Source organism: Bacillus weihaiensis, assembly GCF_001889165.1.
GTDB classification, from domain to species: domain Bacteria; phylum Bacillota; class Bacilli; order Bacillales; family Bacillaceae; genus Metabacillus; species Metabacillus weihaiensis.
On sequence record NZ_CP016020.1, the window covers coordinates 1878761 to 1897705 of the forward strand.

24 protein-coding genes and 1 pseudogene are annotated in these 18945 nt (G+C 36.0%); 23 read left to right on the plus strand and 2 right to left on the minus strand.

All coding sequences use genetic code 11. The annotated features are described in order from the left end of the window. The first annotated feature begins 21 nt into the window (after positions 1-21). The 18 genes and pseudogenes from A9C19_RS09065 to A9C19_RS09135 all read left to right on the plus strand — a co-directional run bounded on the left by A9C19_RS09065 (position 22) and on the right by A9C19_RS09135 (position 12162). A complete protein-coding gene (locus tag A9C19_RS09065) occupies positions 22-1365 on the plus strand; it encodes a GntP family permease (RefSeq protein ID WP_072579647.1) in 1344 nt (447 codons plus the stop codon). A 70-nt stretch (positions 1366-1435) separates the two neighbouring features. After that, positions 1436-2962 (plus strand): gluconokinase, encoded by a 1527-nt coding sequence (gene gntK / locus A9C19_RS09070; protein ID WP_072581817.1) that lies wholly within the window; start codon positions 1436-1438, stop codon positions 2960-2962. A gap of 334 nt (positions 2963-3296) precedes the next feature. Then, positions 3297-3515 (plus strand): annotated as a pseudogene (locus A9C19_RS21335) (transposase); the annotation flags it as partial. Next, the gene (locus A9C19_RS22730) at positions 3482-3748 is read left to right on the plus strand and encodes a transposase (protein ID WP_072579074.1); all 267 of its coding nucleotides are present in this window, start codon (positions 3482-3484) and stop codon (positions 3746-3748) included. The pseudogene A9C19_RS21335 and the gene A9C19_RS22730, both read left to right, overlap by 34 nt. Before the next feature lie 223 nt (positions 3749-3971). Continuing rightward, positions 3972-4154: a hypothetical protein gene (locus A9C19_RS09080; protein WP_072579648.1), complete on the plus strand. Its 183-nt coding sequence runs from the start codon at positions 3972-3974 to the stop codon at positions 4152-4154. Positions 4155-4368: 214 nt separating this feature from the next. Then, the gene (locus A9C19_RS09085; RefSeq protein ID WP_072579649.1) at positions 4369-4458 is read left to right on the plus strand and encodes a YjcZ family sporulation protein; all 90 of its coding nucleotides are present in this window, start codon (positions 4369-4371) and stop codon (positions 4456-4458) included. 118 nt (positions 4459-4576) lie between these two features. After that, positions 4577-4735 (plus strand): hypothetical protein, encoded by a 159-nt coding sequence (locus A9C19_RS21745; RefSeq protein WP_158515076.1) that lies wholly within the window; start codon positions 4577-4579, stop codon positions 4733-4735. A 32-nt stretch (positions 4736-4767) separates the two neighbouring features. After that, positions 4768-4971 (plus strand): YozQ family protein, encoded by a 204-nt coding sequence (locus A9C19_RS09090; protein ID WP_072579650.1) that lies wholly within the window; start codon positions 4768-4770, stop codon positions 4969-4971. Positions 4972-5423: 452 nt separating this feature from the next. Beyond that, positions 5424-5684: a stage VI sporulation protein F gene (locus tag A9C19_RS09095; RefSeq protein ID WP_072579651.1), complete on the plus strand. Its 261-nt coding sequence runs from the start codon at positions 5424-5426 to the stop codon at positions 5682-5684. A gap of 209 nt (positions 5685-5893) precedes the next feature. Next, positions 5894-6037 (plus strand): hypothetical protein, encoded by a 144-nt coding sequence (locus tag A9C19_RS21750; protein WP_158515077.1) that lies wholly within the window; start codon positions 5894-5896, stop codon positions 6035-6037. A gap of 419 nt (positions 6038-6456) precedes the next feature. Further along, positions 6457-7020, plus strand: a complete 564-nt coding sequence (locus A9C19_RS09100) for a hypothetical protein (protein WP_072579652.1) — start codon at positions 6457-6459, stop codon at positions 7018-7020. A 100-nt stretch (positions 7021-7120) separates the two neighbouring features. Further along, entirely contained in the window at positions 7121-7624 is a 504-nt protein-coding gene (locus A9C19_RS09105) for a GNAT family N-acetyltransferase (RefSeq protein WP_072579653.1), read from the plus strand. A gap of 33 nt (positions 7625-7657) precedes the next feature. After that, a complete protein-coding gene (locus A9C19_RS09110; protein ID WP_072579654.1) occupies positions 7658-8008 on the plus strand; it encodes a YunG family protein in 351 nt (116 codons plus the stop codon). Between the two features lie 118 nt (positions 8009-8126). Next, complete coding sequence (locus A9C19_RS09115) at positions 8127-8423, plus strand: HMA2 domain-containing protein (RefSeq protein ID WP_072579655.1); 297 nt, start codon at positions 8127-8129, stop codon at positions 8421-8423. Between the two features lie 18 nt (positions 8424-8441). Further along, positions 8442-8963 carry an HMA2 domain-containing protein gene (locus A9C19_RS09120; protein ID WP_072579656.1) on the plus strand — a complete coding sequence of 174 codons (522 nt, stop codon included), beginning with the start codon at positions 8442-8444 and terminating at the stop codon, positions 8961-8963. A gap of 269 nt (positions 8964-9232) precedes the next feature. Then, entirely contained in the window at positions 9233-11422 is a 2190-nt protein-coding gene (locus tag A9C19_RS09125) for a heavy metal translocating P-type ATPase (protein ID WP_072579657.1), read from the plus strand. Next, complete coding sequence (locus tag A9C19_RS09130; protein ID WP_072579658.1) at positions 11328-11900, plus strand: HMA2 domain-containing protein; 573 nt, start codon at positions 11328-11330, stop codon at positions 11898-11900. Before A9C19_RS09125 ends, A9C19_RS09130 begins: the two co-directional genes overlap by 95 nt. 31 nt (positions 11901-11931) lie before the next feature. After that, entirely contained in the window at positions 11932-12162 is a 231-nt protein-coding gene (locus tag A9C19_RS09135; protein WP_072579659.1) for a hypothetical protein, read from the plus strand. 186 nt (positions 12163-12348) lie between these two features. On the opposite strand, the gene A9C19_RS09140 is transcribed toward A9C19_RS09135, so the two are convergent. Beyond that, positions 12349-13578 (minus strand): ATP-binding protein, encoded by a 1230-nt coding sequence (locus A9C19_RS09140; protein WP_072579660.1) that lies wholly within the window; start codon positions 13576-13578, stop codon positions 12349-12351. Between the two features lie 367 nt (positions 13579-13945). Beyond that, positions 13946-14875: a glutaminase A gene (gene glsA, locus A9C19_RS09145; protein WP_072579661.1), complete on the minus strand. Its 930-nt coding sequence runs from the start codon at positions 14873-14875 to the stop codon at positions 13946-13948. Positions 14876-15001: 126 nt separating this feature from the next. On the opposite strand from glsA, the gene A9C19_RS09150 reads away from it, so the two are divergent. The 5 genes from A9C19_RS09150 (at position 15002) to A9C19_RS09170 (ending at position 18943) form a co-directional block, all read left to right on the plus strand. After that, positions 15002-15187, plus strand: coding sequence for a spore coat protein (locus A9C19_RS09150; protein WP_072579662.1), 186 nt, complete (start codon positions 15002-15004; stop codon positions 15185-15187). Positions 15188-15199: 12 nt separating this feature from the next. Beyond that, entirely contained in the window at positions 15200-15454 is a 255-nt protein-coding gene (locus A9C19_RS09155) for a spore coat protein (protein ID WP_072579663.1), read from the plus strand. 255 nt (positions 15455-15709) lie between these two features. Then, complete coding sequence (locus tag A9C19_RS09160) at positions 15710-16105, plus strand: hypothetical protein (protein ID WP_145925786.1); 396 nt, start codon at positions 15710-15712, stop codon at positions 16103-16105. A 216-nt stretch (positions 16106-16321) separates the two neighbouring features. Beyond that, the gene (locus tag A9C19_RS09165; RefSeq protein ID WP_072579665.1) at positions 16322-17659 is read left to right on the plus strand and encodes a phenylacetate--CoA ligase family protein; all 1338 of its coding nucleotides are present in this window, start codon (positions 16322-16324) and stop codon (positions 17657-17659) included. Positions 17660-17683: 24 nt separating this feature from the next. After that, positions 17684-18943, plus strand: coding sequence for a phenylacetate--CoA ligase family protein (locus A9C19_RS09170; RefSeq protein WP_072579666.1), 1260 nt, complete (start codon positions 17684-17686; stop codon positions 18941-18943). Positions 18944-18945: the final 2 nt, after the last annotated feature.

Genomic DNA, 18945 nt, shown 5'->3' on the forward strand with positions numbered 1-18945 from the left:
TAAGGAAAGGTAGTGAACTACATGTCAGATCAAATGTTAATATTAGTCGCATTAGCTGGAATTTTTCTTTTATTATTTTTAGTGATACGTACAAAGCTTCACGCATTTGTCGCTTTATTATTAGTAAGTTTAATTGTTGGGATTCTAGCAGGAATGCCGTTAAATGAAGTTGTCACCTCGATGCAAAATGGTATGGGAGGAACCCTTGGCTTCGTAGCTGTAGTCGTTGGTTTAGGTGCGATGTTCGGTCAGATGCTAGAAGTATCTGGTGGAGCAGAACGATTAGCGCAAACGCTTGTAAAAAAATTCGGTGAAGATAAATCACAATGGGCTCTTGGTTTAACAGGTTTCTTAGTAGCCATCCCAGTTTTCTTTGATGTAGGGTTTATTATTCTTGTTCCAATTGTTTATGGATTAGCAAAGAAAACAGGAAAGTCACTTTTATATTATGGGATTCCATTGTTGGCTGGATTAGCTGTTACACATAGTTTTATTCCTCCAACACCAGGACCAATTGCTGTAGCTGATTTAATTGGGGCTGAGCTTGGTTGGGTGATTTTATTCGGAGCGATTGCAGGGGTACCAGCTATGATTCTTGCAGGGCCGCTATTTGCAACATTCATATCGAAAAAGTTACATGTTGTCGTTCCGGATTATATGAACCTCGAGGAAATTGAATATGATAAAGATTTACCTAGCTTTAAATTGATTGCGTCTCTTATCATGGTTCCTTTAGTGTTAATTTTACTGAATACGGTTTCAGGTGTTCTATTAGAAGAAGGAGATATCGTTCGTGAGATTTTAACGTTTTTAGGACATCCATTCGTCGCGTTAACGATTGCAACAATTTTAACATTTGTTTTACTTGGAACAAGACGTGGATATTCTCGTCAAGAAGTTCAAGACATTGCAACGAAAGCATTAGAGCCTGCTGGTATCATTATTTTAGTAACAGGTGCTGGTGGTGTGTTTAAGCAAATCTTAATTGATTCTGGTGTAGGTCAAGTGTTAGGGGATATGATGGCAGGATCATCTTTACCTCCAATTTTATTAGCCTTCCTGATTGCTGCAGTTGTTCGTGTAGCTCAAGGTTCTGCTACTGTTTCAATGGTTACTGCAGCTGGCTTAATGGCACCGCTTATTTCAATTCTAGGCCTTGAAGGTCCTGTCCTTGGATTAATTGTTATTGCGATTGCATCTGGAGCGACAGTTCTTTCACACGTGAATGACTCTGGCTTCTGGCTAGTTGGACGCTATTTTGGTTTAAGTGTTAAAGACACATTAAAAACATGGACTGTAATGGAAACAATTATCGGATTAGTTGGTGTGAGTGTCGCCCTTATTTTAGGTCTATTCATTTCATAAACGAGGAAAAGGGGAAGCCGTTTGGTTCTCCCTTTTCTTTCATTAGAGGAGGATAACAATGGGAAACTATATGATTGGTGTAGATATCGGCACAACAAGTACGAAAGCGGTTGTATTTAATCAAAAAGGAGAAGCTCTAAGTCGATATGGTGTTGAATATCCATTACATACTCCAACACCAGCAACGGCAGAACAAGATCCGGATGAAATTTTCCAAGCAGTCCTTACTGCAATAAAAAATAGCATACTTGAGGCTTCTATTTCTGGACATGATATAAAATTCGTTTCCTTTAGCTCTGCGATGCATAGTGTGATCGTTGTTGATGGAGAAGGTAAGCCTTTAACACGATCCATTACATGGGCTGATAATCGAAGTAGTGATTATGTAGACGAGATTCTAAAAAAACATGATGGGCACTCTATTTATTTGCGTACAGGTACACCAATTCATCCAATGTCGCCTCTTGTTAAGCTGGCATGGCTAAAGGCTGAACAACCAGAATTATTCAAGTCTGAGCACAAGTTTATTTCAATAAAAGAATATATTTTTTATCACTTATTCGGTCAATACGTTGTTGATTATTCCATTGCATCTGCGACAGGTATGTTTCACCTTGGAAAATTAGAGTGGGATATGGAAGCTTTACGTGTAGCTGGTGTAACGAAAGAGCAGCTTTCAACTCCTGTTCCCACAACGGAAATAGTAACAGGGTTACCTAAAACATACGCTATGGAATTAGGGCTTTTAGTTGAGACACCGTTTATTGTAGGTGCGAGTGATGGTGTATTATCGAATTTAGGTGTGAATGCCATTGAACCAGGTGTTGTTGCGCTAACAATTGGGACAAGTGGGGCCATTAGAGCTGTGACAGATCGTCCTATAACAGATCCAAAAGGAAGAATTTTTTGTTATGCCTTAACAGATAAGCATTGGGTTATAGGTGGTCCTGTTAACAATGGAGGAATGATATTCCGCTGGCTTCGTGATGAATTTGCGAGTTCAGAAGTTGAAACGGCAAAACGTCTCGGAAAGGATCCATATGATGTATTAACAGAGATTGCAAGTACTGTCGCTCCAGGCTCGAATGGTCTTCTGTTTCATCCCTATTTAGCGGGAGAACGTGCTCCTCTATGGAATGCTAATGCGCGTGGAAGCTTCTTTGGATTAGGTATGCATCATAAAAAAGAGCATATGATACGAGCCGTTCTTGAAGGTATTATGATGAATTTATATAGTGTGTTACTTGCTTTAGAAGAATTAATAGGAACGCCAACACGTATTCAAGCAACGGGTGGTTTTGCTCGCTCTATTTTCTGGAGGCAAATGCTTGCAGATATATTTGACCAAGAAGTTGTTATACCTGAAAGCTTTGAAAGCTCATGCTTAGGGGCAATCGTGTTAGGAATGTATGGGATCGGTGATATTGAATCATTAAGTGACGTTCAAGAGATGGTGGGTTCTATTCACACGCACCAGCCTAACCATGAAGCTACGTTAGCCTACCGTGAATTAATGCCACTATTTATTCGTCTTCCAAGATTACTAGAGAAAGAATACGAAGTAATCAGTACCATTCAAAAAAAGGAGGAAAAATAACTTAAGCTGTTCTAATAGGAAAAATATGATTTTTCAAAAAGAGGGTGACTCAAAAGTCTAGATTTTAGACCTTGGGTTAGCCTCTTTTCATACTTTTATCTTTTTAATTCAGTTAACGTAAAAACCGGGACGTTCCATTGCGCTCCAGTCACTTGCTTTCCGCGGGGAGGAAGCTGAGCCTCCTCGCTGCGGCTGTGGGGTCTCAGCCTTTCCTCACTTCCCGCAGGAGTCAAGTGTCTTACGCTCCATTCCACTATCGATCTAAAATTGTATTCATAGAAGCAAAACCCCTACGAAAACAGTCTTTTTAAAGAATAATTAAACAACAAAAAAATCGGGTAGTCAAACTCCTGATTTTCGAACGATCAATCGGTTTCGATCTGATCGTATGAAAGACATTATCTATCAAGTCTTCTTTTCAATTGTAGAGTTACTACGTGAAAAAGGATTGGTAAAGCTGGGGCACTATTTTGTTGATGGGACTAAGATAGAAGCAAATGCAAATCAATATACATTTGTTTGGAGAAAAGCGACAGAAAAATACGAAAAAAGATTCGTGAACGTCTTCAGAGTGAAGAAGGACGAAAATTATATAGCCAACGAACATGTGATGTAGAAAGTGTATTTGGACAAATAAAACATAATCAGCAGTTCAGACGCTTTTCAATTCGTGGCCTCCAAAAAAATACGATTGAATGGGGGCTTCTTTGCGTTGCACATAACTGTAAAAAAATGCAGAAAACAATAAAAAGAACGAAAGAAAAAGAGGAAAATGGAAACCAATAAGGGGAAGGAATCCCTCTTTATTCATTAAAAAAGCCTAATTATTTGTTTCTACACGAAAGATATCGAGTAGGTGTCTGTCATTCCTAATCATTAAAAGTCTGCCTGTTAGGAAAATTCGTTTATCTTTACGCTTGGATCTATCAAGAAAATCTGGTGTAGCCCAAACCCTCAATTACCAGTTTGAATACAATGTAACGATTTAAACGAGAAAGGAGTGAGAAAAATGTCTAACAATGAAAAAGTTATAAAAGTTGATACGTTAGTTATTCATGCAAAAGAAGTTAAGGTTATTGAGGAAAGAAGGGAAAAAGACGATCGCCATGAAAGAAGGGACCCTTGGGGATTATTCTGGGGGAAAAGAGCTGTAGAGGATGTTAGAGACGATGAAGAATATGATAAAGAGTAGTCAATTTTTATAAACTTAGAAGCTTGTCGACTACTTTAAATCATGTAATTTTTATTGAAGTTCACGATAAACTACCACTGAATTTTCCACTTAAACTTCTGTTATTCCTAATAAATGTAAACAAAATCATTCGAAAAAATAAGCCGTTTAACTATTCCATTTCTAAGCTACAAACATACGATATAGTATCCTTTTGAAAAGGTGGTGTATTGAAATGGGCGCAGGTTACGGAAGTGGTTTCGCGTTAATCGTTGTACTATTTATTCTTTTAATCATTGTTGGTGCAGCGTACGTAGGATACTAATATAGTAAACAATATCAAAACAGGGCAGGTCGTTGATGATCTGTCCTGTTTTAGTCATACATTTTTTCTCTATATGTAGGAAACAATAAATAGGACTGCAAATAAGGAGGTCAATAGTGTGAATGAGAACAAAAACAATCAATTCCAACAAGATCTAGAGCAATATCAAATGCCTGATTCACTAAAACAACAAGATGAAGCAACGTATAATGTTGGTTATGAAACCACTACAGGCAATAAAACAGCACCAAATCATGATATATCAAAAAAGAAGTAACCAAAACTACCTACATAAAAGGAGCGTTGAACATGTCAAAAAACGAACCAACTAATCAAAAGCAAGAACAAGAGCTAGCTGGAAAAACATATCGTGTAGAGGATTATCAGAAAACTAATACAGTTTCTTCAGGAATGGCTACAAGTCATGAACAAGTATCAGATGCATATATGCAGGGAGAAATAACAGAGGTACCGGTAGAGAATGAGAGCGATTTAGAAAACGAATCAAAGTAAATCTGCTTGAAATCCAGTACTTGCAAGTAAGGTACTTTATTAAGACTGTTTTCAAAAACTTTGTTGCTTTTTAGTAAAATAAAGAAAAGATGCCCTATAAACTGTCTAGTGGCATCTTTTCTGTTGTTTTCTTTGTAACAGGTAAAATACCGCTTTCTCAAATATTTACACGATCAAACCTACCTACCCGGTTTCTTCTCCTTTATCGATGCCGATTACCGCTAAGACCAAATCCAATCTAACTCCTTGACCAAGTAAAAGCATCATTTCAAGATTAAGCAGTAACACAGTCTTAAAGAAAGTAAATATTCTTTCTCCGCCTCATACAAATAAAAGCTTCTTATTAATAGGGGAAAAGTGGATTTTTCACTAAACTAGAAGATAGATGACGATACATGGTATATAGTTTCTCCATAAGATAGTTTTAGTTTCTTATGAAAGGAGGGAGATAGATGTTAAATCCTAAAATGCTTCGAAAAATGGAAAAGAAGACAGGCTTAGATTTAAGTGAAATCATGGAAGTAACACAATCAATTAATAAGTCTAAGATTCAAGATGAAGATGGAGTTAGAAGGATAGTGAATAAGCTTTCAAAGGTTTCTCCAAAGCCAATTGATCAAGAAATGGAAGAAATGATTGTGCACACAGTATTAAATAACAAGGTTCCAAAAGGTTTAGTTAAATTTTTAGATAACATGAACTTCGGTAAGTAAAAAGAGTTACAAGCAGAGAAAGCCAAGTACCTTTGACTTTCTCTGTTCCCTCAGTTAAATTGTTGAGTAGAATGAGCGCCTAATTTTACGTTGTATTCTAGTGAGATTAATCATTTCTTAAGAAAGTTAGTAAATAATGGTAACACTCTTGCGATATGTGAATAAATTAACTTCTGTGTGAGAATATCCTTGAAAGGGAGTTAATAGAAATGAATGTAATCAGTATGAAAGAACTAAACGGCGAGAATCTTAAAAGCACCACATCTGGATTAAAGGTAATTGAATGGAATGTCTCCGATTGTACGGAAAAATTATATGCCGTTGTTACACCAGTAAAGAATAGTGATAATTAATGTTTAATTTCAAGCACCACCCTTTTCTTACATACATAGAGGGTGGTGTTTTTTATTGGTAAGAAACAATAAATGCATCGATTGTGGATAAAAGCCTCAACATCCAACTTTAGCTCCTAGCCCTTCAAAGACATAAACCATTTAGAATGGATGGTAACGTACACCTTTTATTCTAAATTGTGAGGCGGATCAAGGCGCCCTTTTGCATTTGTTCATTTTTTATATTTTTTGATGTTATCTATAAAAAGACCCATAAAAGCTAGTTATCACATTTTACATTTATAGCCATATGTTAATGAATATACATATGTTATTTGATCATTCAAAACGATGAGGAAATGGATTACCGAAGGAAAATATCTACATAGTATAGAGAGTGTGTTGAAGGAACTATGCAATTTGGAAAGAGGTGAAAAAAGTTGTGTAAACGTGAGAACCGCCTAACCAACTACTGGCTTGCACCTATTATTATACCAAGCTATACAATTTATGGTCATCAGGCACCATATGTAGCTTTATTTGCAGGTTTGTCTTGTTTGTTACAACTTTGCGGAAACTTTATCCCATTATTCGGTCTATTTATTGGTCCATTTGCCGCACTTCCTATTTTAGTCGCGTCACTTATATCATTATCATCCGTCTTTTATACATACTTTTTATCTTTTCTATTATTAGTGATCATTCAACCAACTGAATTATTTACTTTTCCTTTTACAACTGGCTTGCTTGGAATCTGCTATGCACTAGGAGTGAAATGGCTGAAAAGAAGGTTATTTATCGTGTTATGTTCATCAGGATGCTTGTTATCGGGAGTCATGTTCCTTCTTAGCCTTTTTCAAGTTCCAATTTTAGGAGCAATGAGCTTTAGTGCAATTAGCCTTATGGGATGGTTAACGATCGTTCTGTTTTTTACAACCTATAGCTGGGTATTTTTCGATATTTGCCTTGTGCTATTTTTAAAAATACGTACCAAGCTACGATAGCTTTTTTTACGCTTTATTTTACTAGAATAATATCGCCAACCTTTTTGAAAATAATGTAAAATATAGGTGGTGTTAATTACATGTAAAGTAGGGTGAACGTATGATTTCTATATATGAAATAAACAAAGCTGATGTAAACGAACAGTTAGTAGGATTATCTCAATTATTGTGTCTTGTAGTTAATGAAGGAGCGTCCCTTGGGTTCTTACCTCCACTATCAAGTGATGAGGCTGTAAAGTATTGGGAAAATGTCATACAAGAAGAGGTAAAACTATATATCGCATTGCATGAGGAAACGATTGTTGGAACCGTTCAGCTACAATTTTGTACGAAGCCTAATGGAAGACATCGAGTAGAAATTGCAAAACTTATGACCCACCCTAGCTATAGAAGAATGGGAATTGCAAGAAAGCTTATGGCGAGAGCAGAAGAAGGTGCAAAACAGAATGAGAAAAAATTAATTGTTTTGGATACGAGAGATGGTGATTCATCTAATGATTTATACCAATCATTAGGCTATATCATTGCAGGAAAAATACCAAACTATGCGAAATCTGCTAATGGAGATTTAGATGCAACGGTCTTATATTTCAAAGAGATCTAACCTGCTTTAGATTAAGATTGAGAGGGATAGTGGATGATTGATGTGAACATATTAGAACAAATTTTCAAAAATTGTTGGTCAATAGATTCTAGTTCAAAATGGACAAAAGAGAATCCAGCTAATGGACAATGTGGTGTTACATCACTAGTTTTACATGATTTATACGGAGGTGATATTGTGAAAACATGGACAAATGACGGTTGGCATTTTTACCTATACATAAATGGTGATCGTATTGATTTAACCAAGTCTCAATTCCGTGAACCAATTGACTACCGTGATAATCCTTCCTCTAGGGAAGAAGCTTTTTTAGATACAAACATGGAGCAATATCGATATTTAAAGGGTTCAGTGTTGACAAAGATAGTCAACTTTTTTTCATGAGTATATGGTCCACTACTCAAAACTAGTAAAAATAAACTATTTCCTTTGTAAAATATTGACACAAAACCCATATATGGTTAATATTAGTAAAAATATAATATTTATGGGTGATGATGGGTTGTTAACTAAAATTAAAAATACACTTGTACATACTAAAATTGAAAAACTACTTAAAAAATATGAAATAATAGTTAAACATTATTTACCTGGAAGAATTCGTCTTGGTTTTTCAGAATGGGAAGAAAAATCTGAAAGCGTTATAACTATGTTAGATGAATTAAGAAAAGATCCAGATATCTATTCTATAGAATTTACAAAAGAAACGGGATCAGTTCTTATTCTTTTTAATAAAGAGGAGATGAATAATCGATCGACTCTAGAACGATGGCTTAGAACAATTGAAAAGTATGCGTAAGAACAAGGGGTTTTTGTTATGATTCAATCGATCTTAACCTTTGGTGCTTCATTTCTAGCGCCAAAGCTTATGGCAGGAATTCAAAATGAAAAGGTACAAGTATTACATGCGTTACCTGGTAGAGTACGGTTACAATGTGATCGCTGGAAGAACAATTATACTGCAACAAATTTAGAGAAAGCATTTAAGACTATACCACTTGTAACGGATGTAAGGGCATCGCCTATTACAGGGAGTTTATTATTAACTTTTGCCACACAAAAACTTACTCCAGAACAATTTGACAATATTGTAAAAAGTGCTGTACAAGTCTCTGTAGCCTCTTATCCTGAATTGCAGGCTGATTTAATGAATATTCTCAAAAATGTCATTCAAACAATAGATGTTACGATGAAAAAACAAACAGGTGGAAAAGTTGATATAGATTCCTTACTTTCTGTCGTATTAATGATAAATGGGATCTTGAAATTTCCTGCACAACCAGCTTTTTCGAGTAGTTTACTTTACTGGGCATACACAATTATTACAAAGAAAAAGTGATTGTTAAAAATATTGCTAAAAGGAAATGGTGCATTTTTTTTCATATTGTTGATTGTTAAAAAGGACTTCTGTAATTGAATTTTCTAAAAAGAGGTAGGTGGATACAGAATCAATGCTTGTTAAGGAAGTAAACAAACAAGTTTATAGACCTTCATGCTAAAGAATATAAGTTGAAGAATACTTCAAGATTTAACACAATATCCATATAAAAAGGTGTAATACGTTTCGTGGAATTAAGCATTAAGAAGAAAATATGAAGGGATTATCCTATGAGGAATGTTTGTAAAGTTATTCATTCAATACCTGGCAGAACAAGAATAAAAATTAATCAATGTCCTTATAATCCAAATGAAATTGAAGCAAGATTAAGATCTATTCCGGGAATTACTTCGGCAACATATTCACAGATTACACAAAATGCTTTAGTGTATCATAGCTCCAGTCAATTACAATCTATGAGTCTTGCTTATTTACAATCTTTATTTAATCGTAGAGAAGAAGTTGCGTTGTCGTCGGGATTAAAGGATAAAGAAGGATTCAATGAAATCAAGAAGCAGGCTAAAGAAGTTGGGTTTGTTTTAGCTACACTTCTACTTGAAAAGTTATTACTATCAACATCACCGACAACAATGTTAAAGCTAATTACACCATCATCAATTGCTGTTTTAATCGCTTCAAGGAAAACAATTAGAACAGGGTTGTCTTCTATATTTAATCCAAATCCTGAAACTTTGACTACAGCTGCTCTTATTGCATCGCTACTAAAGGGTAGTCCTCAATCAGCACTAGTTATCTATTTTATGTCCACAATAAGTGAAATTTTAACAGAATACACAATGAACCGAACTCGTGGTTATGTGAAAGAAATGATGGAAATTGATACACCGTTTGCCTGGTTAATGACCGAAGAGGGTCATGAAGTGAAAGTGCCTACAAATCAAGTAAGAATTGGCGATAAAATTATAGCATTTCAGGGAGAGAAAATTCCATTTGATGGGACCGTATTATCTTATTCAGCACAGGTTGACCAGTCTTCTATTACTGGGGAATACCAACCAGCTCATGTAATAAGTGGTCATTATGTGTATGCAGGAAGCATCATCACAGAAGGGAAAATTGTCATTGAGGTTGATAAGATTGGTGAAGACTTAGCCGTCAATCGAATGATTAAACTTATTGAAGAAGCCCAAGACAAACAAGCACCTATTCAAATGATGTCTGATCGATTTACTCGAAAGGTCGTACCTATCTCATTTGCCATGGCAGCATTAATATTCATCGTTACAAAAGATTGGAATCGTGTATTGAACATGCTAGTCATTGATTATGTGTGTGGCGTGAAGCTATCAACTGCTACAGCTATCTCAGCTTCAATTGGTAAAGCTGCAAGAAAGGGGGTACTCATTAAAGGCGGGCAAACCCTTGAAACATTAGCTAAGGTAAATACGGTTATTTTTGATAAAACGGGTACGATTACTGAGGGAAGACCAATCGTTACAAATATTCAAACATTTAATGGCTATTCTGAACAGGAAATATTAGGGCTAGCAGCTTCAGCAGAAGAACATTCTTCTCATCCAATTGCTGAGGCAATTACCTTAGAGGCAAAATCTAGAGCAATTGACATTCCAGAACACGACGATGAAACCCTTGAAAATATTATTGGTAAAGGCATTTCCGTTCTAGTGCAGAAGGAAAAGGTAATTGTCGGAAGTCGAAGCTTTATGGAAGACAATGAAATTACAATTGATACAACTGAAACAACAGGAGTATATGTTGCGAAAGAAGAGCAATTAATTGGCATTATCGAGATTGAAGACCAGGTACGGCAAGGGATGAATCGTTGTATGAATCAAATGCGCCGACACGGGATTGACGAAGTTATTATGCTTACAGGAGATTATAAGCAATCAGCGAAAAATATAGCAAATCGTACTTCAATAGATGAATATATTGCTGAAGCAATGCCACAAGAAAAAGCAAGCTTTGTACGATTCCTAAAGAAAGAAAAAGATCGAACAATCATGATGGTTGGAGACGGAATTAATGATGCACCTGCCCTTGCGTATGCGGACATTGGTGTTACGTTAGGTGCGAAAAAGACGGATATTGCAATTGAAACAGCAGATGTTGTGATTCATTCAGATAATCCTTTACTACTCTCCGATGTTGTTAGACTATCTCAACAAACAATGAATACGATCAAGCAAAATGTTCTAGCAACTCTCATCATTAATACAGCAGCTATCGCGTTAGGCACTTTTGGAAGGATTCAGCCTATTACAGGTGCAGCCATTCATAATGCCGCAACGATTGGCGTCGTCTTGAATAGCGCAAAATTAATTGTAACGGGAGGAAGAATGAATGTATTTCAAATACAAAATCATTCACTTAATACCAGGAAGAATAAGACTAACAGTCCCGGCATTAGCGAACACAAGCGAGTATTCAGCTATTGAAGAGATGTTTGAATCAATTAAGGGGATAGAGAACGTAAGAATTGAACCGATCATACAAGGAATGATTATTCACTATAATCAAACTGAATTGAATCATAAGCATGTATTAAGATATATTAGTCTTTTTTTTCAACAAGCGCAGGCTGATATCCATACATTACTTCCAGGTAGGGAGGAATTGAGGAAGGACTTAATTAGATCCTTTATTTCAGGATCGTTATTACTGGCTGCTTTTCTTAGAAATAATGTGAAGCATCGACCAGATGCTTTTGATTATTTAGTCGTGATTTCAACTTCATATACGGTCCTATCTCATGGTGAAAATAAACTAAGTCATCCTGATGTAATTACAGGTATTATTTCAATGTTGTCCCTAGGGGCTCAAAATATATTACAAGTAGCTATGGTAACGTGGGTCGTAAATTTAATTGAAGTTTTTAATGATATGAGAAGAAGCTCTCAGCTTCTTTATCTATAAATATTTCTACTAATATAGGGGGAAAATAATCATGACTTTTAACAAAGATTTTTTAATGGGATTTGTATCTGGAACAGTAGTTGGGGCGGTAGGATACCGTTTGTATGAACAAAACAGTGGTCAATTACAAAACTTAATTCAACAGGGTGCTCCGCAGCTAAGCTTTACTCCTAATAAAGCGGAACCAAGCGTTGAAGATTTAGTCTCTCAAAAAGAAAGATTAGAAGATTTAATTGCGGAAAAGCAAAGTTCTTCAAATTAATAGTATATTGAACTGGAAATAAGCTAAATAAGAAAAAACGACTAATCTAAGTGTTAGTCGTTTTTCGCTATTAAATAAAGGTCTTTTTTTTATATGCATTGTAATATTCATCCATCAAGAGAAGCTTCTATTCGAGCTAGCTCTTCATAGAAGGATTAAACGACTTGATTTACACTTAAGTAAGGACTACCTCGGAACCGCAATCGGTATTCTAATCGTAAATGTTGTACCTTGACCAAGATTACTTGAAATGGCAATCGTTCCTTTCATCGCTTTAATAATACTATATACGACCATCATTCCAAGACCAGTTCCTTTTTCCTTCGTTGAAAAATAAGGCTCGCCAATACGATTCAACTGCTCTTTCGTCATACCAATACCTGTGTCAGAAATCTGAATCAATACATGTTTTTGAAAAATAGAAGTGTAAATAGTTAAGACTCCTCCATCCGGCATTGCCTCAATACAGTTTTTCGTAATATTTAAAAAGCATTGATGGAATTGTTGTTTATTTCCTTGAATGACGCATGATACGAGCTCTGATTCGATCCTAACAGAATTCATATGCGCATAAGTTGATATGATATCTTCAATATGTTTTAAATGAATGCCGATATCTAATAGTTCCCAGTAGGCTGGGGCAGGCTTTGCAAAGGTAAGATAATCATTAATAATATTTGAAGCGGTATCAAGTTCCTCAAGCGCCAATCGGATATACTCTTTCCTTTTTTCAAGCGGAAGATCTTCACTCTCCAATACAAGCTGAAGAAAGCCCTTAGTAACAGTTAATGGATTTCGCACTTCATGTGAAACACTAGCAGCTAGCTGACTAACAACCTCTGATTTCTCTGCTTTAATAATTTGCTGTCGTAGAGAAACTGTTTCTCTCATAGCTTCCATAATATATCCAACGATAATCATTGCAATAACAGGTGTGATTAACAGAAAAACAGTATGATATGAATCTATCTGATGATCATTCATGAAAAAGAACATGAATAAAGGAACAAGACATGCGAAAGCTACCATGGCTTGAAGTTTTTTTGTCATTGTCCATTTAAAAAATCTAGGTGAAAGTAGGCCACAAGCAAGTCCGACACTTCCAAAGATAAGAAAAAAAGGAATGAAAGTAGAAGTGAGACCGTAAACGAAAAGATAGACAAGTAACATAATGATAAATAATAGAATAGAAACAAAGATGCCTCCGTACAAACTACCAATGATAAATGGAATGAATTTTAAATCCTGTATAAAAGAGTGATCTAATTGTAACAGTATACAAAGGATAATCGTTACTGCTGTCACGACAGTAATGACTATTTTACTATGATCATTACCAGTTTTTTCAGCCCATAAGTGTTGTAGGAAAATACCTACTAAAATGAAGAGTAAATTTAATAAAAGTCCATATAGCATAAATCAACCTAGCTTTCCTGAAGAAATTTAGAATTCGTGTTAGTATGAACGCGGATAATAGAGGAATCATCTATTTTTGTATTATATGGATATTCCATTTGAAAAATGGAATTACCTGTTTAATCTCTTTAAATTTACAATTCTTTAAAATTATTTACGATGAATTTACATTCAGAGGCTAGTAAAGAGACAAGGAGGGGGGGATGATTATTAAGTATTCACTCATTCAATCTAAAAGACAAAGAAGAGGCTGGGACAAAACAAAGAACCAGGCACCCTCCGATACAAACTATTGTGTGCACTAGATAAATCAGTGCGTACATATAGTCGTTACGATAAGGTGCCAGGCACTTCTGTCCCAGCTTCCTTAAAACATACTCAATTGATATTTTTTGGATAGGTGTTCTAAAAGAGCAATACCTGCGATGCTATTCCCTTTTTTATCAAGAGAAGGACCATAAATACCAATGCCGAATTTACCTGGTACTGCCGCCATAATTCCTCCAGATACACCACTTTTAGCAGGGATGCCAATTTTAATGGCGAATTCTCCTGATGCGTTATACATACCACAAGTGACCATGAAGGTTTTACAGATTTTAGCGATAGAAGGGGGCATTCGTTCCTCACCAGTTATAGGATCAACACCATTCATAGCGAAAACTAAGCCTATTCTTGCTAAATCAAGGCAGTTTAGTTCAATAGCACATTGCTTTGTGTATAAATCAATTAAATCATCAATATTTTCATCAATTAAGTGATGCTGCTTTAAGAAATAACAGAGGGAGCGATTTAAATCAGCGGTGTCGTATTCAGATTTTGCCACTTCTTCATTGAAGGAAATGGCAGAGTTATTAGCCATTTTTCGAATAAACTTAAGGAGTTTTTCTAACCTAGCTGCTACAGATTCTCCACTTATTAAATGGGTCACGACTAATGCACCAGCATTAATCATCGGATTCAGTGGTTTGGAAGGTACCATGGACTCTAATCTAGCGATGGAGTTGAAAGGATCTCCTGTGGGTTCCATTCCAACCTTTTCAAAAACAGCATCAGGACCGTTTTCAATTAGAACCATTGCTAAGCTAATAATTTTAGAGATACTTTGAAGCGTCATTTTTTCAATAATGTCTCCTGCGAAAACACAATGACCGTCAGGATAGGATATGGCAATTGATAAATCTTCGACATTAGCTCTCCCTAGTGCAGGAATATAGTCTGCTACATTTCCATCTTTCGTTACTTTTTTTGCCTCGTATACAAATGCTTGTAATTCTTCGTTTTTTCGACAAAACATCATGATCACCATTCTTAGTATGGCAACTACATGAGTGGGATTATACTCTCTTTTTAATATGAAAATAAATGGATAAAAACAAGAGAACTAACAAAGAGTAAATTTGTACAGAGAGGAGGGAATATGATGGCTAACTTAAATGAATTAGAGCTTCAAAATCTTCGTCATTTAATCGGTGGACACGATACTGTTGCTACGAAGCTTGATACATATGCGCAACAATGTACGGATCCACAAATTAAATCAATGCTTCAGAACCATGCAAACAGTGCACGTCAAACAAAGCAGCAATTAATGACATTTTTAGGATAGGAGGGATTTTATATGTTAAGTGAAAAAACAATGGTAGCAGACTATTTGTCAGAGTTAAACGCAAGTTTAGGAACATATGCTCAAATTATTTCTCAATGTGATAATCAACAGCTTCGTCAAACAATCATTCAAATTCGTAACGGTGATGAGCAGAAGCAATGGGAGCTTTATCAAGCAGCACTTCAGCACAATTACTACACACCTGCTTCTCAAGCTGAAACACAAGACATCCAGCAGGTGAAGCAACAATTCATACAAGGGAACTAATCCTAGTAAAAAGGTCCTTAACAGGATCTTTTTTTACTTATAAAATCGAAACTAGTTTAAACGCCTCAATTTCAAAATCAGGAAATATATCCAAGCCGACTAGTATTCGTTGCATATATATACCATTGTGATGGCCGTAATAGGAGGTGATAGTGTATAAGTAGCAGTAGAGTGACAGGGAATCATCCTATGCATATGCTCCTCACCAGTAATAGGAGAACAACAGATCTTCTAGAACGTGAGATAGGAGAAAGCGTGAAAATTAAGGTGGTTAATCAATTCTATAACTTAGATAAAGAGTCACACACCCTGCGGTTAATTAGGGAGAGTGTAACAATTTCTCCTAACCAAACTAGCATGGTCGCCCATAACTATGTTTGTATCAATCCGTCATTCATTCCGAAAAGTGTCTATTATAGTATGATTCAAAAACAAAGTGGAATTGGTCATTATCTTCGAGAAAATCAAATAAAGGCTAACAGAGTCATTATAGAATATGGCATCATCAATACCTCTTCTATCCCTTATCAGCATAAATTAAGAATTACCGGAAAACTCATTCCTTATAAGCGCTATCAGCTAACCTTTTTAGGTAGTTCACAACCTGGTTTTAACATCACTGAATATTTTCACCCAAACCTATTTAAGTAAATGAGTTTTCAACACAAATCTATCTACTAGAATGGTAGGCGTATTACTAGTTTTTTACATTCTCTATCACTTTTTACATTCCTTTTCATAAAGTAGATGTAGCGGGTAGAGGCATAATTTGAAGCCAAGTCTATGGTACATCTTGAAAAAAATTTTTTAACTAGTTTCAAAGTTAATGAAAAAGTATCTATGAAACAATCAGGAGGGTTTTCAAGCATGACTTCAATATTTGAAGAAAAACTTCGTAAGTTAAAAAAACCGATGCCAATGTCACGTCATTTTGCATCTAACACGCTACATCCAGACTCAATGTCACCGCAAAAAATTCAGCAATATCAACTTGATTCCTTAAAGGAAATCTTAAAACGATCATACGATCAAAATGAATTTTATCGCGCAAAAATGGAAGAGGCAGGATTTTCTCCTAAAGAATTTAAAAAGTTGGAAGATATTCAGAAGATTCCGTTTTTAAATAAGGATGAGTTAAGAGGAAATCCTTATATCTTATTAACTTGCGATAAAGAAGATGTTGCATTAGTTCAGGTTTCCACAGGTACAACAGGTGGAGAAGAAATATATATGCTTTATACGTGGAATGATTACTATTTACATGACTTAGCTCCACGATATCCAAAGCTCTTCCCAATTGACCCACCTGATGTTTGTTTAAATGGCTTACCTTATGAAATGAGTGCTGCTGGCTTGGCTTTTCATAAAACATTTATGGAAGGCTGTAATGCAACCGTCATTCCAGCTGGAAAAGGGGGAGCTTACTCTACCCCAGCAAAAACATTAAAAATGATTAAAGACCTAGAGCCAAATGTGATCATTACTAGTCCATCATGGGCCATTATGTTAGCGGAGGAAGCTAAAAAACAAGACTTTGATTTTACTAGCCTAGAACTAAAAGCAGTCTATTTGACAGGTGAAGGCTGTTCTCCAGCTTTTCGTCGACGTGTAGAAAAAATCTTTGGTGCAACAGCTAACTTTTTCTACGGTTCATTAGAATGTGGTGTGCTGGGAATCGAATGTGATGATCATAGTGGTTATCACTTAACAGAAGCACATGTCTATATGGAAATTGTTGATCCTACTTCTGGAGAAGTCCTTGAGCCAGGGGAAATTGGTGAAATTGTTATCACAAGTATGTTACGTTATGATGCACCAATTTTACGCTTTAGAACAGGAGATTTAGGTTATATTGAAACAGATCCGTGTGAATGTGGAGTAACGTTACCGAAGTTCCATTTACGTGGAAGAGTTCGTGATCAGATTAAGTACAACGGAACATCGTTCTCTCCTTTTTATTTAGAAGAGTTTTTAATGAGTCAGCCAGAAGTAGGAAATTGGTATGAGTTTGTGATTGATCCTATAGAAGATAATGAAGAAATCCACGTTCGTTGTGAGTTAGCAGAAGGTGTGACTCCTTCAACAGATCTTGCCGATGAGTTAGCAAGTAAGATGGAATACTCTACGGGTATACCTTTTTCATTCGAGTTTGTTAAGGAATTACCACGACCAACAGGAAAGACTATTCGAGTTGTACACAAATAATTAGCATGGTAAGGGTGTAATGCAATGGAAGAACAAAAACTCCTTTTAAGGTTACAAAAGTCAATTGACCATGCAAAATCCTCTCCATTTTATAAAAGGCACCTTATGAATACGAACATTCACTCACTTGAGGATTTTAAAAGGATTCCATTTTTAACAAAGCGACATCTGAGAGAGAACTCCCCATTTGGATTACTTGCCGTATCAAAAGATCAAACGGTTCAATACCATGAATCGTCTGGAACAACAGGTCAACCTATCTCAATTTGGTATAGTGAAACAGATTTAAATAGCATCATAAAACGGACGAGTGAAACAGGTGTTCATTTTTCAAACCAGGATACAATGGTTGTTCGGTTTCCATATGCCATGTCAATCATTGCTCATACGATGCAAGACACAGGAAAACAACATGGAACATGCATCATTCCAACAGATAGCAGGACAACAATCACACCCATGACACGTGTGATAGAGTTGTTACGGAAATGTGAGGCTACCATATTAGCTTGTATGTCCCTTCATGCAGTGATGCTTGCGGAAGTGGCTGAGGGTGTAGGGCTTAATCCGAGAAAGGATTTCCCCCATTTAAGGGCTATCTGTACAGCAGGTGAGCCTATCACTGTATACAGAAGAAGGTTGCTTGAACGGATATGGGGTGTTCCTGTTTATGATAATTATGGCATGACAGAAACAGGGACAATTATGGTTGATTGCAAGGATCAACATCTTCACCAGGTAAATGATGACTTCTATCTTGAAATTCTAGAAGATGATCTTCAAACGGCTACTCAACAAGGGGAGATAGGTAATCTGGTCATTACCTCATTATCACAATCAGCAACACCTATGATTCGATATATAACAGGTGATACTGTTCGAATTTCTACTGAGTTGTGTACGTGTGGAAAACCTTATTATGAAATACATGGGCGAAAAGAGGCTAAATGGAGCGTAAAGGATATAGAATTTGATCTATGGGATATAGAAGAAATCATTTCTCCATTGAACAGTAATAAATATTGGGCGGCAGCAACTCGTGATGATGCTCTCCATCTTGTGATTGAAAAAGAAGAGCAAGAAAGTGAAGCGAATAGGATGTCTAAATATGAACAAGAATTAAAAGAAAAGTTCGGAGTTAGCATTTACATTCACTTTGTTGAAAAAGGTGCGTTATATGACCGTCGAGAACCGCTATCCTTTGGGATGAAGGGGAAGCCTATTTATGTTTTACCTGCTCATGAGTTAGATTATGTGCTTAATCGACTAGATGTGAACGAATAGAA

Coding starts and splice junctions, on each gene's coding strand:
- gntK (WP_072581817.1), top strand. CDS start 1,436: ATGATTGGTGTAGATATCGGCACAACAAGTACGAAAGCGGTTGTATTT.
- A9C19_RS09120 (WP_072579656.1), top strand. CDS start 8,442: ATGATTCAATCGATCTTAACCTTTGGTGCTTCATTTCTAGCGCCAAAG.
- A9C19_RS09130 (WP_072579658.1), top strand. CDS start 11,328: ATGTATTTCAAATACAAAATCATTCACTTAATACCAGGAAGAATAAGA.
- A9C19_RS09090 (WP_072579650.1), top strand. CDS start 4,768: ATGTCAAAAAACGAACCAACTAATCAAAAGCAAGAACAAGAGCTAGCT.
- A9C19_RS09135 (WP_072579659.1), top strand. CDS start 11,932: ATGACTTTTAACAAAGATTTTTTAATGGGATTTGTATCTGGAACAGTA.
- A9C19_RS09085 (WP_072579649.1), top strand. CDS start 4,369: ATGGGCGCAGGTTACGGAAGTGGTTTCGCGTTAATCGTTGTACTATTT.
- A9C19_RS09140 (WP_072579660.1), bottom strand. CDS start 13,578: ATGCTATATGGACTTTTATTAAATTTACTCTTCATTTTAGTAGGTATT.
- A9C19_RS09165 (WP_072579665.1), top strand. CDS start 16,322: ATGACTTCAATATTTGAAGAAAAACTTCGTAAGTTAAAAAAACCGATG.
- A9C19_RS09150 (WP_072579662.1), top strand. CDS start 15,002: ATGGCTAACTTAAATGAATTAGAGCTTCAAAATCTTCGTCATTTAATC.
- A9C19_RS09110 (WP_072579654.1), top strand. CDS start 7,658: ATGATTGATGTGAACATATTAGAACAAATTTTCAAAAATTGTTGGTCA.
- A9C19_RS09155 (WP_072579663.1), top strand. CDS start 15,200: ATGTTAAGTGAAAAAACAATGGTAGCAGACTATTTGTCAGAGTTAAAC.
- A9C19_RS21750 (WP_158515077.1), top strand. CDS start 5,894: ATGAATGTAATCAGTATGAAAGAACTAAACGGCGAGAATCTTAAAAGC.
- A9C19_RS09125 (WP_072579657.1), top strand. CDS start 9,233: ATGAGGAATGTTTGTAAAGTTATTCATTCAATACCTGGCAGAACAAGA.
- A9C19_RS09170 (WP_072579666.1), top strand. CDS start 17,684: ATGGAAGAACAAAAACTCCTTTTAAGGTTACAAAAGTCAATTGACCAT.
- A9C19_RS09105 (WP_072579653.1), top strand. CDS start 7,121: ATGATTTCTATATATGAAATAAACAAAGCTGATGTAAACGAACAGTTA.
- A9C19_RS09095 (WP_072579651.1), top strand. CDS start 5,424: ATGTTAAATCCTAAAATGCTTCGAAAAATGGAAAAGAAGACAGGCTTA.
- glsA (WP_072579661.1), bottom strand. CDS start 14,875: ATGTTTTGTCGAAAAAACGAAGAATTACAAGCATTTGTATACGAGGCA.
- A9C19_RS09065 (WP_072579647.1), top strand. CDS start 22: ATGTCAGATCAAATGTTAATATTAGTCGCATTAGCTGGAATTTTTCTT.
- A9C19_RS09080 (WP_072579648.1), top strand. CDS start 3,972: ATGTCTAACAATGAAAAAGTTATAAAAGTTGATACGTTAGTTATTCAT.